Annotated in this window: 12 protein-coding genes; 6 read left to right on the forward strand and 6 right to left on the reverse strand. The window is 64.0% G+C overall.

Going from position 1 to position 14,664, the window contains the following annotated elements:
• Positions 1–1,052: 1,052 nt before the first annotated feature.
• Positions 1,053–1,490 carry a nuclear transport factor 2 family protein gene (locus HY852_RS09740; protein ID WP_291604372.1) on the forward strand — a complete coding sequence of 146 codons (438 nt, stop codon included), beginning with the start codon at positions 1,053–1,055 and terminating at the stop codon, positions 1,488–1,490.
• A 219-nt stretch (positions 1,491–1,709) separates the two neighbouring features.
• On the opposite strand, the gene HY852_RS09745 is transcribed toward HY852_RS09740, so the two are convergent.
• The 6 genes from HY852_RS09745 to flgF all read right to left on the reverse strand — a co-directional run bounded on the left by HY852_RS09745 (position 1,710) and on the right by flgF (position 7,235).
• Positions 1,710–2,921 carry an MFS transporter gene (locus HY852_RS09745; protein WP_291604373.1) on the reverse strand — a complete coding sequence of 404 codons (1,212 nt, stop codon included), beginning with the start codon at positions 2,919–2,921 and terminating at the stop codon, positions 1,710–1,712.
• Between the two features lie 412 nt (positions 2,922–3,333).
• Entirely contained in the window at positions 3,334–3,606 is a 273-nt protein-coding gene (locus HY852_RS09750) for a winged helix-turn-helix domain-containing protein (RefSeq protein WP_291604374.1), read from the reverse strand.
• Positions 3,607–3,777: 171 nt separating this feature from the next.
• A complete protein-coding gene (gene flgH, locus HY852_RS09755) occupies positions 3,778–4,533 on the reverse strand; it encodes a flagellar basal body L-ring protein FlgH (RefSeq protein ID WP_291604375.1) in 756 nt (251 codons plus the stop codon).
• Between the two features lie 3 nt (positions 4,534–4,536).
• On the reverse strand, positions 4,537–5,652 hold the full coding sequence (flgA, locus tag HY852_RS09760) for a flagellar basal body P-ring formation chaperone FlgA (RefSeq protein ID WP_291604376.1): 1,116 nt from the start codon (positions 5,650–5,652) through the stop codon (positions 4,537–4,539).
• Between the two features lie 11 nt (positions 5,653–5,663).
• The gene (gene flgG / locus HY852_RS09765) at positions 5,664–6,452 is read right to left on the reverse strand and encodes a flagellar basal-body rod protein FlgG (protein ID WP_291604377.1); all 789 of its coding nucleotides are present in this window, start codon (positions 6,450–6,452) and stop codon (positions 5,664–5,666) included.
• A 21-nt stretch (positions 6,453–6,473) separates the two neighbouring features.
• A complete protein-coding gene (gene flgF, locus HY852_RS09770; RefSeq protein WP_291604378.1) occupies positions 6,474–7,235 on the reverse strand; it encodes a flagellar basal-body rod protein FlgF in 762 nt (253 codons plus the stop codon).
• Between the two features lie 374 nt (positions 7,236–7,609).
• Between flgF and fliL the strand changes: the two genes are divergently transcribed.
• From fliL to HY852_RS09795, 5 genes are all read left to right on the forward strand, one after another.
• Positions 7,610–8,128 carry a flagellar basal body-associated protein FliL gene (fliL, locus tag HY852_RS09775; RefSeq protein WP_291604379.1) on the forward strand — a complete coding sequence of 173 codons (519 nt, stop codon included), beginning with the start codon at positions 7,610–7,612 and terminating at the stop codon, positions 8,126–8,128.
• Positions 8,129–8,146: 18 nt separating this feature from the next.
• The gene (gene fliM, locus HY852_RS09780) at positions 8,147–9,346 is read left to right on the forward strand and encodes a flagellar motor switch protein FliM (protein ID WP_291604380.1); all 1,200 of its coding nucleotides are present in this window, start codon (positions 8,147–8,149) and stop codon (positions 9,344–9,346) included.
• On the forward strand, positions 9,343–9,798 hold the full coding sequence (locus HY852_RS09785) for a DUF6468 domain-containing protein (RefSeq protein WP_291604381.1): 456 nt from the start codon (positions 9,343–9,345) through the stop codon (positions 9,796–9,798). Before fliM ends, HY852_RS09785 begins: the two co-directional genes overlap by 4 nt.
• Entirely contained in the window at positions 9,795–10,571 is a 777-nt protein-coding gene (locus HY852_RS09790) for a flagellar protein FlbB (RefSeq protein ID WP_291604382.1), read from the forward strand. Before HY852_RS09785 ends, HY852_RS09790 begins: the two co-directional genes overlap by 4 nt.
• A gap of 107 nt (positions 10,572–10,678) precedes the next feature.
• Positions 10,679–14,353 (forward strand): tetratricopeptide repeat protein, encoded by a 3,675-nt coding sequence (locus HY852_RS09795; RefSeq protein ID WP_291604383.1) that lies wholly within the window; start codon positions 10,679–10,681, stop codon positions 14,351–14,353.
• Positions 14,354–14,664: the final 311 nt, after the last annotated feature.

Raw genomic sequence — 14,664 nt, forward strand, 5'->3', positions numbered from 1 at the left:
AGGTTGCGACGTTCCAACCCTCATGGTGAGGAGCGCCGAAGGCGCGTCTCGAACCATGAGGCCCGGACCCGGGCCTTCATCCTTCGAGACGCTTGCTTCGCAAGCTCCTCAGGATGAGGAGATACGGCTCGCGCCTCAAGGGTCAGGTGATGGTGTCTTGCTCGCGGAAAATCGTATTCATCTCTCAAATAACAGTCACACCTTCGCATTCTCGCGACGCGTTGCGCCCGAGGTTTGCTTCACTTCTCACCCTCTTGAGTGAAGAGGGCGCAGGGAAGGCCGGGTGCCGGCTGGCACCCGCGGTCCGTGCGCGAAACGCACACGGGTTGGACCACAGGGCAGCCGAGAGCATCCCGGCCTTCCCTGCGCGGTTGGTTTTAACGGCTTATCTTCGTGCTCTCCCCGGTGAGACGAGCTCTATTGCCACCGTCGCCGCGCGGATTCTTTTCGCGCCTCACACCCGGTTGGGGCAAGACGCCTCTGCACGGCTTGACGCCAGCTTCGGGCGCCAGGACCACACGATTTCGCCGTCCGCGCACATCCTCGCCCGGCGTTCGACGGCTGGCGTGTGCTCACCATCGAGGCCCAAGCGAAGACGCTTTCAGCGCCGCTCGTCCGCGCGATCCGCATTGCTCACGGACCTTGAAGCCCGCCCTGCAACACCTCTCGCGCACGACGCCGTCGCGTCCACCGCATTCCGCCCCGCGTTTCTGACGACCGCGATACGCCCCTCTTGCCGAGCGGAACAGAACGGGAACATAATGGAGTGAGTGCAGGGATGTCAACAGGAATTTCGGCAAAGCAGAATACAATTGAAAGCAGCACAATGGTATCGATGCCAGATCCAGTTTAAGGCGGTGCCATGCCGTTGACCCGCAGCTTTCGCAAGACCGTCCGCGAAATGGCGGAGCGCGATCCCGCCTTTCGCGAAGCGCACGATCGAGCGCTGAGCCCAACCCCTTTGTCTGGACCGCCGATCCAAAACGCGTGCTCAACGTGGGACGAAAGCGTTAGAGTCGACTGGTTGTAGGCTTTCCAAGTGGAGTACGACCGTGGAACGACGAGAGCATGCGCGTCAGATCATCGAGAACATGGTGCATCGCGAGACCCGAGCTTGGGATGAGCAAGACGTTAATGCGCTGGTCGACCTTTTTCATCCAGACATGGTTTGGCCTTGGCCACCTACCGTGCTCGACCATGATCCTACGAGTTGGATCTTCGTCATGGGACGCTACGATCGAGCGCGGTGGACGCAGGGCTGGGGAGGACTGTTCGCAACCCACAGCCTCGTGCACAACCGTCGCGAGATCCGCAAAATTGTCGTCACCGATGAGGCCGATGGCGGCTTTGCGGTCGTTGATATCGACACGTTATGGCGTGATGAACAGGGCCGAGACAATCATTGGCTTGGGCGCGTCTGCAAGGTCTATACGCGCATCAGCGACGGCAACTGGAAGCTGATCATGCACACGGGCGCTCTTGCGTATTAGCCTGTAGGATGGGTGGAGCGAAGCGATACCCATCAATTCGCGGACTTTGTAGTTGCGATGTTCAACCCATGCTTCGCGCTCGGCAATGATGGGTTTCGCTGGCGCTCTACCCATCCTAGGAGCTCCCCACTACGCGCTGCAGCTATGGTTGTCCGCTTTACCCCGACGAGCTGACATCATCGGCTTTACGCGCAGCTTCAGACGAGGGCCAAATAGAAGTCATTTCCGCAATGCGATAGCGCAGGCGAACGCCAGCGCCCCGCCGACGGCTAAAGTGCAAAAGGCCAGACCCCACGACACAGAAGCGGGTGTCATGTCGAGTGCCATGCCGAACGCAATGGGCGCCACGGAACCCGCGCCAACGCCCAAAATTGATCGCAAGCCAAGTGCCCGGCCCAGTTGCGATGCCGGCACTGCTTCGGTCATGGCGGAGGAAAGCACCGACGAGTCGCCAATGATCGCGAAGCCGTAGATCCAGACCAGAGCAAGCAATAGCGCAACGTTGAGTTCACTCAGCCAGCCCACGACGAGGGAACAGGCGGCGCCGACCAGTGAAAACGTCACCAGAACCGGCTTGGCGCCAAAGTGATCGGCTGCGTACCCCGACAGGAAGGAGCCGAAGAAGCCCGACACGTGGAGCGTGACCGCTGTCCAAACGCCAACCTCGATGCCGGTCATTCGACCTTGTGATAGCAACGACGCCGTCAGGAAAGCAGGGATCCATGCCCATGCTCCAAACAGCTCCCACGTATGGCCAATATATCCGAGAGTGAGAAGACGGGCCTGGCGCTTCCAAGGATGATCGTACGACGTCTTGATCAGGTCCATTTGCGCGTCCTGATCGCGGGCGTTCCGCGTGGCGGCGATGCTGAGCGCCGAGCCGACAACCGCGACGCCAGCTGTGACGGCGAACGACAGTCGATAGTCCGCGACTGCGAGCATGGCGTTTGCGATAAGAACGGACATTACGTAGCCAGCTGACATGCCGGCGAGGATCCATCCGACAGCCGAAGCCCTCCGATTCGGCGGTGCGTTGGTCGAAGCAAGCATGATGGCAGGTGTGTAGGTGGCGCCCTGGGCCAGCCCCAAAAGCGCCATGCATACAAGTGCGCTCTCGAAAGATCGTGCGACCGCGGCAAAGAAGAGAGCTGAAGCAGCGCACGAAATTGCCGCCCAGGCGAACACGCTTTTTGCGCCGAACCTGTCACACAGAAAGGAGACGACGAGTAGGGAGACGGCAAACGAAGCTGTGAATGCTCCCTGAACCAAACCGGCCCGGGTTGCCGTCATTTGCCAAGCGTCCATGAGCCAAACCAGACACGCGGGATAAGTCATGAATACCGCGGTCGTGCATGCCCGAGCCAGGACAAGCATCGGCATGTTCACGGAAGACGGTGGCCCCGGCGGGAACCGTTCGAGTTCATAGGTCATGGATGCTTAGAGCGAAACAGCACTTTCAGGATCAATCTTGAACTTTGCGGCTCTAATTCGGTACAGATCCGAATCTGTCAACTCTTATGTGAACCCAAACAGCTTGCTCTGCGGGGATACTGGGCAAGTGGCATCCGGCTCTGAAGAGCCCGCCTCCCTCATGCTCGTCATAGTCCGCTCCGGGTCCATTGGCGGACATTTGCCAGCACTAGAGTCATGTCCGCTTCATCTTAGAAAGCAAGCCTGCAGGATGGGTGGAGCGAAGCGATACCCATCAATTCGCGGACATTGTAGTGTGATGGGTTTCGCTGGCGCTCTACCCATTCTACGCGCTGCCCGTGCAAAACGCGCTACTCCTCTTCCAAGAAGAAATCTTCGTCTACGCGCTTGAATGCAATCTTACGGCTCGTTCTTACCCCAACTTCATACTGCTTATCGTCTCCGGATTCCGAGCCAACAGCGCCTTGCCCAATTCTGTAACAACAAATCGGCCGCGCTTTGGATTTACAAGCAGCCCCGCCTTGGCAAGATAAATTCTTGCCCAATGCAGCCGATTATCAAGCACGCGCTGAGCGCCGCTCTTCAGAACTTGCTCCCGCTCCTGCTGTGTTAGTCCAAATTCATTTCCTATGCTGTCGCGGATTTCCGGCACGGAAACGTCGCCATTTACGCGAAGTTGCCACATGCAACTTTTATTCAACGACTTACGCCAGCTGATTTTCCGCAGGCGCTCGAAAACTGCATACGGTCTCACGCCAAAACGCTAACGGCCTCCGGCAGGGGAGCTACCGGAGGCCGCGTAGTACATCTTGTCACGCCTAGGTTCGCGACGAGATGTGGGAGCTCTTGAAAGTCGCTAGAACGGTAGCAGCACGTCGGTTACCTGCTGGCCGTAGCGCGGCTGCTGGAAGTCGGAGATCTGGCCGCGGCCGCCATAGGCGATGCGGGCCTGGGCGATCTTGGTCGAGTCGATGGTGTTGTCGCTCTGGATGTCCTCGGGGCGCACGATGCCGGCGACGATCAGTTCGCGGATTTCGTAGTTGACGCGGATCTCCTGCTTGCCCTCGACGACGAGATTGCCGTTCGGCAGCACCTGCGTCACCACGGCGGCGACGTTGGTCTGCAACGTTTCCTGCCGCTGGACGCTGCCCTTGCCGTCGTACGAAGAGCTCGAGTCGGTGTTGAGGAGCGAGCCGGGCAGCACCTTCTGCGCCTGGATGCCCAGCGTCTTGGCGCCGATGAAATCGTTGATGTTGGCGTCTTCCGAACTGGTGCGGCTGCGCTGGGTCTCGTTGGCGATGTTGGCCTGATCGGTGAACTTGACGAGCACGGTCAGGAGGTCGCCGATCTGGCGCGCGCGCTGGTCCTTGAAGAAGGCGCGGCTGCCGTTGCGCCACAGCGAGTTGGCATTGTACGACACCACCTCCGGCTTGGGCATCGGCATCTGCACCGGCTTGTAGCCGGGCTGCGAGGTCGGGTTCTCGATCGCGGACAGTTTCGGCGTTTCGCCGATCTGCGACAGGCGGTTGATCGCGGAGCAGCCGCTCGCCAGGCTCAGGATCATCAGCAGCGCGCCGGCGCGAACGATGCGATTAAGACTTGACCTGGACATGACTTACTCGGCTTTCGCTGGAGCTGGTGAGACTTGGCTTGCGACCTGGCGTTGGACTTGCTCCGGGACCTGGCGCGGGATTTGGCTCGAGGCGAGCGCAACGGGCGCCGGCCTCGGGTCCGGTTCGATCGAAGAGGTGTGCTCGGCGGCGGGAAGCGTCGAGGTCGGGGGCTGGACGGTCACCTGACCGCGGCCGGTGACGACGCCGGTCAAGGTGCGCTTGGACTGCAGGTTCATGACGCTGACGACGTCGCCTTCGGTGCCGCTCTCGAGCGCCTTGCCGCGCGCGGTGAGGTGAAGCCCGGGAATCCGGTAGATGACGGTGACGCTCTGGTCGCGCTGCACGAGATCGGGCCGGGCGAGATCGGCCGCCTTCACCGGGCTGCCGGCGCGCATCGCGCGGCGCAGCTGCATGCCGATTGCTTTTTCCCGGATCGCGGCTTCTCCGGTGATCTCCGCCTTGGGGCGACGCTCCATCGCAAGGTCGGAGGACTTCAGGGTATCCGTGCGGTCGACGTCGCGGGTCAGCACCGCAACCTCGACGGTCTCGATCGCGGTGCCCGTGAAGCGCAGCCTGGTCGCGTTCGCCGAATCGGCGCCCGCGATCTCGAAGGTGATGTCGAAGCGGCCGTTGCGCGGGTCGTAGCGCAGGGCGCTCGCCTGCAGTGCGCCGGTGCTGGACGCGTCGAGCCGGAGATCGCTGCCGGCGCGGTCGACGGTGACGCCGATGTTGGCGGAATCGCCAAGGCCGAAGCGGTGATCGAGCGCGGCGGCGACCGCCAGCTCGATGTCCTTGGTCGCGAGCGTGCGCGCCAGGCGCGTGACTTCGACCACCCTGATGTTCCTGGCGTCCACGCCGATCACATTCCTGCCGCGCAGGACGTCGAGCACCTGCTTCACCGGCAGCGTGCCGGTGGTGCCGAGATCGGGCGAGCGGTAGATCGCGATCTGCGCCGCCGGGCCGGCATTGTCGACGACGTCGCCGACCCGCACCACGTCCGAGGTCACCGTGACCTGGGCGCGCAGCACCGGCGCGGCGATGTCGTCGCCGCCTTGCGCCGGCGCGGAGGCGGGCAGGGCGAGAAGGGCTACGGCCAGAAGGAGGGTGCGGGCGGTCATCGAGAACTCCCTCAGCGGAACAGCGCGGTGGTGGCTTGCATCATCTGGTCGGCGGCGCTGATCACCTTGGCGTTCATCTCATAGGCGCGCTGGGCGGCGATCAAATCGCTCATCTCCGACACCACGTCGACGTTGGCTTGCTCGAGGCTGCCCTGCGTGACGGTGCCGTAGCCTTCCGAGGCCGCGATGCCGTCCTGCGGCGGGCCGGAAGAGGGCGTGTCCTGGTACAGGTTGCTGCCGACCGGCAGCAGGCCCGCCTTGTTGATGAAGCGGGTCACGGTGAGCTGACCGATGATCTGCGAACTGGTCGAGCCGGGCAGCGTCACCGACACCTGGCCCTGCGTGTTCACGGTGAGGCCGGAGGACTTGTCCGGAACGGTGATGGTCGGCTGCACCGGGTTGCCGTGCGCGGTGACGATGCGGCCCTGGTTGTCGAGCTGGAAGGTGCCGTCGCGCGTATACTGGTAGGTGCCGTCAGGCATCAGGATCTTGAAGAAGCCTTCGCCGGTGATGGCGAGGTCGAGATCGTTGCCAGTCTGCGACAGCGTTCCCTGGGTCATCAGGCGCGGCGTGCCGACGGTCTTGACGCCGCCGCCGATGTCGACGCCGACGGGAAGGATGGTGCCCTGGTCGGACGCCTGGGCGCCGACGCGGCGGAGGTGCTCGTAGATCAGGTCCTGGAACGCCGCGGTCTGCTTCTTGAAGCCGGTGGTGCGCAGGTTGGCGATGTTGTTGGAGATCACCTGAACGTTCAGTTCCTGTGCCGCCATTCCTGTCGCTGCAGTGTGAAGCGCTTGCATGTTACTTCTCCCTCACTCCCGTTACGCCGGAACGTCGGCGAGCTTCTCGATCGCCGCCTTGTGCAGGTCGCTCTGCTGCTGGAGCATGTTGGCGGTCTGGGTGTAGGCCCGCATCACCTCGACCATGCGAGTCATCTCGACGACCGAATGGACATTGGACTTTTCGATGTAGCCCTGGAGCACGGTCGATTTGGTGTCGGGCTGCGCGACCGCGCTGCCAACCTCGTAGAGGTTGGAGCCCTGCTTGACCAACTTCTGCGGGTCGTCGAACGAGACGATGCGGAGCTTGGCGCGGATGGAGTCGACGCGGTTCGTGCCTTCCACCACCGTGATGGTGCCGTCCGGCGACACGGTGATGTCGTGATCGGTCTGCTGGAACGTGATCGGGCCGTTGTTGCCGAGCACGAGATCGCCGTTCGCGGTCACGAGCTGGCCCTGGCTGTTGAGCTGCAGGTTGCCCTCGCGGGTGTAGCGCTCGCCGGCCGGGGTCTGCACCACCATGAAGCCCGCGCCTTCGATGGCGAGGTCGAGCGGGTTCTTGGTCGCCTCCAGCGGGCCCTGCGCCATGTCGCGGAAGGTGCCGCGATCCAGCACATAGGAGACGCGGCGGTCGGGCGGCAGGAAATTGTCTTCGTGGGCCTTGCTGTTGAGATACTCCTCAAACAGCGAGTGATCGGCCTTGAAGCCGTTGGTGTTGGCATTGGCGACGTTGTTGGCGATGACGTCCATCTGCCGTTCCAGCGTCATTTGCCGCGATAGGCCGACCAGAAGCGCGTTCTGCATCGGTTGATCTCCCCTAATAGAGAGACCCGCTTTTCTCGCTCTCCCAAGCGCGTCGGCGGATCCGCTTCGAACCTTCGGGCTCTCCCAAACCGTCAGGTTCGCAGGCTATTCAGCGAATCCCGTGCCAAGTGGGAAAATGTCGGTTGTTGAAGGGGTTAGCCGTTTGGCGGGGGCGGGGAAGGGCGGCAGAAAGGTCTTGTTGACCATGTTTGCCCGGCAGTTTTTTCCTAGTCGGGAGCCAAAAGAAAGATTCCGTTAACCATTGTTACCGTAGCGTCACCATCGAACGAGCGCGCGTGCGCCGGCAGTCTTCGTATCGCGTTCATCTGCTCTGGCCATCGGGCTTCCTTTCGAGACTACGGGCTGGGCAGGCGATGGCGGACAAGGGCAAGGAAAAGGAAGGCGACGCGCCGGAAGGCGCGGAGGGCGCGGAAGCCGCCTCTCTGCCGAAGAACAAACTCAGGCTCATCATTATCGCGATCACCGTTCTCGTCGTCCTGGGCGGCGGCGCCGCCACGTGGTTCTTCCTGTCCCGGCACGCCGAAGGCGAGAAGCATGCCGAAGTCGCGCTGCCCACGTCGAAGCCGCCGGTGTTCGTCGAAGTGCCCGACATGATGGTCAACCTCTCCGGATCGCCCGGCGACCGGGTGCAGTTTCTCAGACTCAAGATCGTGCTCGAGGTGAAGGAAGAGAAGCAGGTTGAGGCGATCAAGCCGGCGATGCCGCGCGTCACCGACATCTTCCAGACCTATCTGCGCGAGCTGCGCCCGGCCGATCTTGCCGGCTCGGCGGGCCTGTTCCGCCTCAAGGAAGAGCTGACGAAAAGGGTCAACGCAGCTGTCGCGCCGATCCAGGTCAGCGCGGTGCTGTTCAAGGAAGTCGTGGTGCAGTGAGGATGCGGGCCTGACGCCATGGCAAACAACGACCCCGTCGACCAGGATGCAATAGCCGCCCAATGGGAAGCTTCCCTGGGTGCCGAAGATCCTGCTGATGCGGCCAAGGCGGCGGCCGAAAACGAGCTCACCGAGACCATGGCCATGCAATGGGCGGCCATGGTCGAAGACGGCAGCCGCGATTTCGGCAGCGGCAAGACCGGCGGCGAGCGCGTGCTGTCGCAGGAGGAAATCGACAACCTGCTCGGCTTCCAGGTCGGCGACGTCAATCTCGACGACCATTCCGGCATCCGCGCGATCATCGATTCGGCGATGGTCTCCTACGAGCGCCTGCCGATGCTGGAAATCGTCTTCGACCGCCTGGTGCGGCTGATGACGACATCGTTGCGCAATTTCACCTCGGACAACGTCGAAGTCTCGCTCGACCGCATCACCTCGGTGCGATTCGGCGACTACATGAACTCGGTTCCGCTCCCGGTGGTGCTGGGCGTGTTCAAGGCCGAGGAGTGGGAGAACTTCGGGCTCGCCACCATCGATTCCAACCTGATCTATTCCATGATCGACGTGCTGCTCGGCGGCCGGCGCGGCATCAGCCAGCTGCGCATCGAGGGCCGTCCCTACACCACGATCGAGACAAACCTGGTCAAGCGCCTGATCGAAGTGGTGCTGGCGGACGCCGAGCAGGCGTTCCATCCGCTGTCGCCGGTGAAGTTCACGATCGATCGGCTGGAGTCCAATCCGCGCTTCGCCGCGATCACGCGTCCGGCCAACGCCGCGATCCTGGTGCGCCTGCGCGTCGACATGGAAGACCGCGGCGGCAACATCGAGCTCCTGCTGCCTTACGCCACCATCGAACCCATCCGCGGCGTGCTGCTGCAGATGTTCATGGGCGAAAAGTTCGGCCGCGACCCGGTCTGGGAAGGCCACTTCGCCACCGAGATCGTGCAGGCCGAGATTGCCGTGGATGCCGTGCTCTACGAGGCCGACATTCCACTCAAGCACCTCATGGAGCTGAAGGTCGGCGACACGCTGCCGCTGGAGATGCGTCCCGACGCGCTGGTCTCGGTGCGCTGCGGCAGCGTCACGTTGACCGAGGGGCGGATGGGGCGGGTCGGCGACCGCGTCGCGATCCGGGTTACGAAACCCCTGCGCAGACCAAAAACGACGCTCGCCATGTTCGAGAGGGTGGACGAGCAGAAGGTGATGGAGGCCCAATGAACCATTCACTTGGCTTGATGATCGAAACGCTGGTCGCGGTTCTCCTTGTCGTGACGATCGGCTACTGCGTGCTGCTCAACAAGCGGCTGAAACGGCTGAAGGCCGACGAGCATTCGCTCAAGGCGGTGATCGCGGAACTGGTCACCGCGACCGAGATCGCCGAGCGCGCGATCGGAGGGCTGAAGCTTGCGGTGCGCGACGTCAACGAGGACCTCGGCAGCCAGCTCGCTGCCGCCACGCAGATGTCGGAGCGGCTCCGCGCCCAGCTCGCCGAAGGCGACAATGTGGTGCGGCGACTGTCCAAGATCGCCAGCGCCGCGCGCCCGGCGAGCCATTCCGAGCCTGAGCCTGCGCCCGCCCCTGCGGTCGCCAAGATATCGCCGGCCAAGGCGGTCGCGGCGGCCGCCCAGGCGTTCTCCGACCGCAGAAGGTCCGATGGCCTTGCCGCATGAAACCCTTTCGTAATATCCGCGTCATTCCGCTCGTCATGGCGGCGATCCTCGGCCTCGCCGTGCTGAAGGTCGCCGGACTTGCGCTGAACGGCGGCTACGTTTTCGACTATCAACCCGGCTCGGCCAAGAAGTCCTGGGCCGAGGACAACCTGAATTTCCCGACGGGGAGGGTTGATCCCGACATCACCGGTACCGTTGCCGCCAAGCCGAAGGAGGCCGCGAAAGAGGAGGCGCCGAAGCCGAGCGTCCCGGAAACCAGGCCCGAAGGTCAGGTATTGCACCCGGAAGAGAACCAGCAGCATGTCTCGCCCGCCGAGCGCGCGATCCTCGAGCGGCTGCAGGCGAGACGCCAGGAGCTCGATGCGCGCGCCAGAGAGATCGACATCCGCGAGAACCTGCTCAAGGCCGCCGAGAAGCGCATCGAATCCAAGGTCGAGGAGCTCAAGGCGGTCGAATCGCGCATCTCGACCGCGGTGGAGCATAGAAGCGAAGCGGACGCCGCGCGCTTCAAGGGTCTTGTGACGATGTACGAGGCGATGAAGCCGAAGGACGCCGCCAAGGTGTTCGACCGGCTCGAGATGGGCGTGCTGCTCGAGCTCGCCTCGCTGATCGCCCCGCGCAAGATGTCCGACATCATGGGCCAGATGCAGCCGGAAGTGGCCGAGAAACTGACGGTCGAAATGGCGCGCCGTGCCACCGGCGACCGATCGGCCTCGGCCCCGACCGACCTTCCCAAGATCGAAGGCAAGGTGGTGCCGACAAAGACGAACTGAGCCGTCATGTTTAACAAGTCGTTAATTCCCCAATTCTAGATTCGACGGCGGATAAAGTGGCGGCTTGCGCCGGCACTTCGACTGTCGAACCGAAAGTAATGCCGCAAATGGCGCGAACGGCTGCCGGTGGATTTTGGTTGCGAGCCCGCGAAGGCGCGCGCGCGCTGCGCCGCCGCGCGCAGGCGCTCGCGGCCGCCGTTGTGCTGGTCGCGCATCCGGCACCCGGCCTAGCGCAGGTCGACCCTGTGAAGGGGGAGGCGAGCTTTTCGGCGGGCGGCGGCTTTGCGCGCCTCGTTCTCAAGCTCGCCGAGGACGTCAACTCCGAGGTCGCGACAGCCGGCTCGATCCTCATCATCCGCTTCGAGCGGCCGGTCGACATCCCGGTCGACGGGATTCCGGCCGGCGCGCCCGATTACGTCAACTCGGCGCGACGCGATCCCGACGGCTCGGCAATCCGGCTGTCGCTGGCGCGCAAGGTGACGGTCAACACCATGGTCGCCGGCGAGCGCATCTTCATCGACCTGTTGCCGGAGAAATGGAGCGGCCCGCCGCCGAGCCTGCCGAGCGAGGTGGTGCGCGAGCTTTCCGAGCGGGCGCGCGTCGCCGAACGCGCGCTGCGCGCCCAGCGCGCCACCGCGGAGACCAAGAAGCGGCCGCCGATCCGGGTGCGTGCGTCGGTGCAGCCGACCTTCGTGCGCTTTGCGTTCGACATTCCCGACGGCATCACCGTCTCGTCGTCGCTCAGCGACCAGAAGCTCACGGTCGCCTTCAACGCGATGCTCAATTTCGATCTCGCCGACGCCAAGATCGCCTCGCCCCTGAACGTCGCCTCGATCGGCCAGAAGATCGACGGGGATACGACCGTGGTCGAGATCGCGCTGATCGGCGATGTCGACGTGCACTCCTTCCGCGACGACAAGGCCTATATCGTCGACATCGCGTTTCAGTCGACGGACAGGCCGAAAGCAAAGTCGCCGCCCCTGACCGAGCTGCAACCCCCGCGGACGCCTGCCGTCGCGGCTCCCGCCTCCGACAAGCCGAGGCAGTCCGCACCGTCGCCTTCCGCCGACCTCGTCCAGCCGACGTCGGAGACGATCGCCCAGCAGGCCAAGATCGAGATCAAGCCGGAGCAGCCCAGACAGGAAGAGCCCAGACAGGAACAGCCCAAATCACAGCCGGCGGTGGAAGCGCCCAAGCCGGCGCCGTCGTCGGCCGTGGAGGCGCCCAAGCCCGCGCTCGCCGAGACGCCGCCGCAACCTGCCGAAGCGCGCCCGCCCGCGGCAAACGGGAAAGAACCGCCGCCGGCGCCGTCGGAAGCGAAAGCCGTGGCGGAAGCCCCCGCTCAGGCTTCCGGGCCGGAGTCCATCCCAGCCGTGGAGGTGAAGCGCGAGGTCGAGGGTCTGCGCCTGACGTTCCCTGTTCCTTCAACCGTTCCGGCCGCCTTGTTTCGTCGCGGCGAAACGGTCTGGCTGGTGGTCGATTCCCAGAAGCCGCTCGACGTCGAGCCGATCCGTAACAGGGGCGGCGCGATCATTGCCGAGGTGAGCCGGCTGACGCTGGAGAAGGGGCAGGCGATCCGCATCCGGCTCAACCGGCCGCTGATGTATTCGCTTGTCGCGGACGAACGCGCCGGCTGGACGATCATGCTGGCCGACAAGCTGCAGGACGCGCCGCAGCCGCTGTCGATCTTCCGCAACGTCATTGATCCGGCGCTGGCCAACGTCGCCGTATCTCTTGCCAATCCGGGCCAATCGTACCGGCTGGTCGATCCTGACGCCGGCGATACGCTGCTTGTGATCACCGCGCCGCCGCCGATCCGCGGCGTCATCAAGCGGCAGGATCTCGTCGATCTGTCGCTGCTTGAATCCGCCCACGGGGTTGTCGTTCATCCGAACACCGACGATGTCGCGGTCGAGCTCGCGCCCGGCAAGGTCATCTTCGGCAAGCCCGGCGGGCTGACGCTGTCGCCGGTCGATGTGTCGGCGGAGCGGGCGCCGACCGCGGTACGGCCGATCTTCGACGTCGAGGAATGGCGCCGGAACCAGTCGGCGAATTTCATCGCGCGCGAAAATGCGCTGATCGGCGCGATCGCGGCGGCCGAGCCCGAGCAGCGCCCGCAGCTGCGCTCCGAGCTTGCCCGGTTCTACATGGCGCGCGGCATGTATCCCGAGGCCAAGGGCGTCGCCGATCTGATGATCGCGGACTCGAACAAGGACGATTCGATTGCGACGATGCTGCATGCAATCACCGCTATTCTGATCGGCCGGCCGGTCCAGGGGCTGAAGGATCTCGCCAACCCGTCTATCGGCAACAGCTATGACTCGGAATTGTGGAAGGCGCTGGCCTTTGCGCGCCAGAGCAAGTGGGCGGAAGCGCGGGAGAAGTTCAAGAACGTCGAGTTCGCCATCGCTGCGCTGCCGCTGGAGCTGCAGCGCATCGTGACCATGGAGGCGATGCGCGCCTCGCTGGAGGTGAAGGACTACGCGGGCGCGGCCAAGCGGCGCAGCGAGCTCGAGACGATCGGGATGCCGCCGGAGCAGAAGCCCGCATTCGCGGTGTTGTGCGGCCGGCTTGCCGAGGCGCTGGCGCACGACAAGGACGCTGTCGACGAGTACAAGTTCGCGGTGGCGTCCCCGGATCGCGCGGCGGCCGCCGAGGCCAAACAGCTCGAGATCGCGCTCAAGCAGCGGCGCAACGAAATCAGCCAGGCCGACGCGCTGCGCGAGCTGGAAACGCTCGCGATGATCTGGCGCGGCGACGATGTCGAGGTGAAGACGCTCCAGACGCTGGCACGGATGTATGCCGACGCGGGTCGCTACGCCGAATCGCTGGCCGCGGCGCGCATGGCGACGAGGCTGCAGCCGAATTCGGAAGTATCCCGCCAGGCGCAGGACGCCGCCTCCGCGTTGTTCTCGCAGCTTTTCCTCGGACCGAAGGGGGACGATATCCCGCCGGTCGAGGCGCTCGGGATGTTCTACGAGTATCGCGAACTGACGCCGATCGGCCGGCGCGGCGACGAGATGATCCGCCGTCTTGCCGATCGGCTTGTCACCATCGACCTGCTCGACCAGGCGGCCGAGCTCCTCCAGTACCAGGTCGATCATCGGCTCGAGGGAGCCGCGCGGGCGCAGGTCGCGGCGCGCCTTGCCATGGTCTATCTCGCCAACCGCAAGCCGGAGCAGGCGATCGCGGCGCTTCGCTCCACCCGCATCGGCGATCTTTCAGGCGAATTGCGCCAGCAGCGGTTGCTGCTCGAAGCGCGCGCGCAGAGCGACGTCGGCCGTCATGACCTGGCGCTCGACATCATCTCCAACGTCTCCGGCCGCGAGGTGATCCGGCTGCGCTCGGATATCTACTGGGCGGCGCGGCAGTGGCGCGAGTCGGCGGAGCAGATCGAACTCTACTATGGCGACCGCTGGCGCGACTTCAAGCCGCTCAATGCCGTGGAGAAGGGCGACGTGATCCGTGCCGCGGTCGGCTACGCGCTCGCCGAGGACGCGATCGGGCTGGCCCGCTTCCGCGAGAAGTACGCGCCGCTGATGAGCGAGGGTGCGGACCGCCTGGCGTTCGACGTGGCGAGCAAGCCGGGAGCCGCGAGCAGCGCCGAATTCGCCGAAATCGCGAGACTCGCCGCCAGCGTCGACACGCTCGATGGTTTCCTGCGCGAGATGAAGGCGCGCTTCCCCGACGCCAATGTCCGAGGGCCGGGCAAGGACGAACCGGCCACGACCGGCTCGCTGCCCGTGATCAAGGGCGTCCGCATGATCAAGATGACGAGATAGGCGGCCGGACCCGAACGAACGAACACAGAGCAGAGTCGTAGATGGGTTGAGCCCTTTGAAAACCAATAGCGTTACGAATCGGGAAGGATGGATATCGCGTCGCTCCACCCATCCTGCGCGCTGTTGCCCGGGCATGACGACTGAGGATTTGTCGCGCTCCTGCATCCGCATCGTCATGTATGGACGGCCCCCTCTCGGCAAGGGTCTTCTTGGTGGTTCAGCAAGTGAATCGGGGAGCGGTCATGTATACGGCCTCGAGAAGCGGCCATTGACCGCGGGCCCTGATGGAGATCGCGGACCGAATTCCAATC

The organism is Bradyrhizobium sp. (assembly GCF_016213215.1).
In the GTDB taxonomy this organism is placed as follows: domain Bacteria; phylum Pseudomonadota; class Alphaproteobacteria; order Rhizobiales; family Xanthobacteraceae; genus Bradyrhizobium.

What these genes read in the sequence shown, in the direction of transcription:
- flgF (WP_291604378.1), bottom strand. Translation starts at nt 7,235, where the DNA reads ATGCAGAACGCGCTTCTGGTCGGCCTATCGCGGCAAATGACGCTGGAA.
- flgA (WP_291604376.1), bottom strand. Translation starts at nt 5,652, where the DNA reads ATGACCGCCCGCACCCTCCTTCTGGCCGTAGCCCTTCTCGCCCTGCCC.
- flgH (WP_291604375.1), bottom strand. Translation starts at nt 4,533, where the DNA reads ATGTCCAGGTCAAGTCTTAATCGCATCGTTCGCGCCGGCGCGCTGCTG.
- HY852_RS09790 (WP_291604382.1), top strand. Translation starts at nt 9,795, where the DNA reads ATGAAACCCTTTCGTAATATCCGCGTCATTCCGCTCGTCATGGCGGCG.
- HY852_RS09785 (WP_291604381.1), top strand. Translation starts at nt 9,343, where the DNA reads ATGAACCATTCACTTGGCTTGATGATCGAAACGCTGGTCGCGGTTCTC.
- fliM (WP_291604380.1), top strand. Translation starts at nt 8,147, where the DNA reads ATGGCAAACAACGACCCCGTCGACCAGGATGCAATAGCCGCCCAATGG.
- HY852_RS09750 (WP_291604374.1), bottom strand. Translation starts at nt 3,606, where the DNA reads ATGTGGCAACTTCGCGTAAATGGCGACGTTTCCGTGCCGGAAATCCGC.
- HY852_RS09795 (WP_291604383.1), top strand. Translation starts at nt 10,679, where the DNA reads ATGGCGCGAACGGCTGCCGGTGGATTTTGGTTGCGAGCCCGCGAAGGC.
- fliL (WP_291604379.1), top strand. Translation starts at nt 7,610, where the DNA reads ATGGCGGACAAGGGCAAGGAAAAGGAAGGCGACGCGCCGGAAGGCGCG.
- flgG (WP_291604377.1), bottom strand. Translation starts at nt 6,452, where the DNA reads ATGCAAGCGCTTCACACTGCAGCGACAGGAATGGCGGCACAGGAACTG.
- HY852_RS09745 (WP_291604373.1), bottom strand. Translation starts at nt 2,921, where the DNA reads ATGACCTATGAACTCGAACGGTTCCCGCCGGGGCCACCGTCTTCCGTG.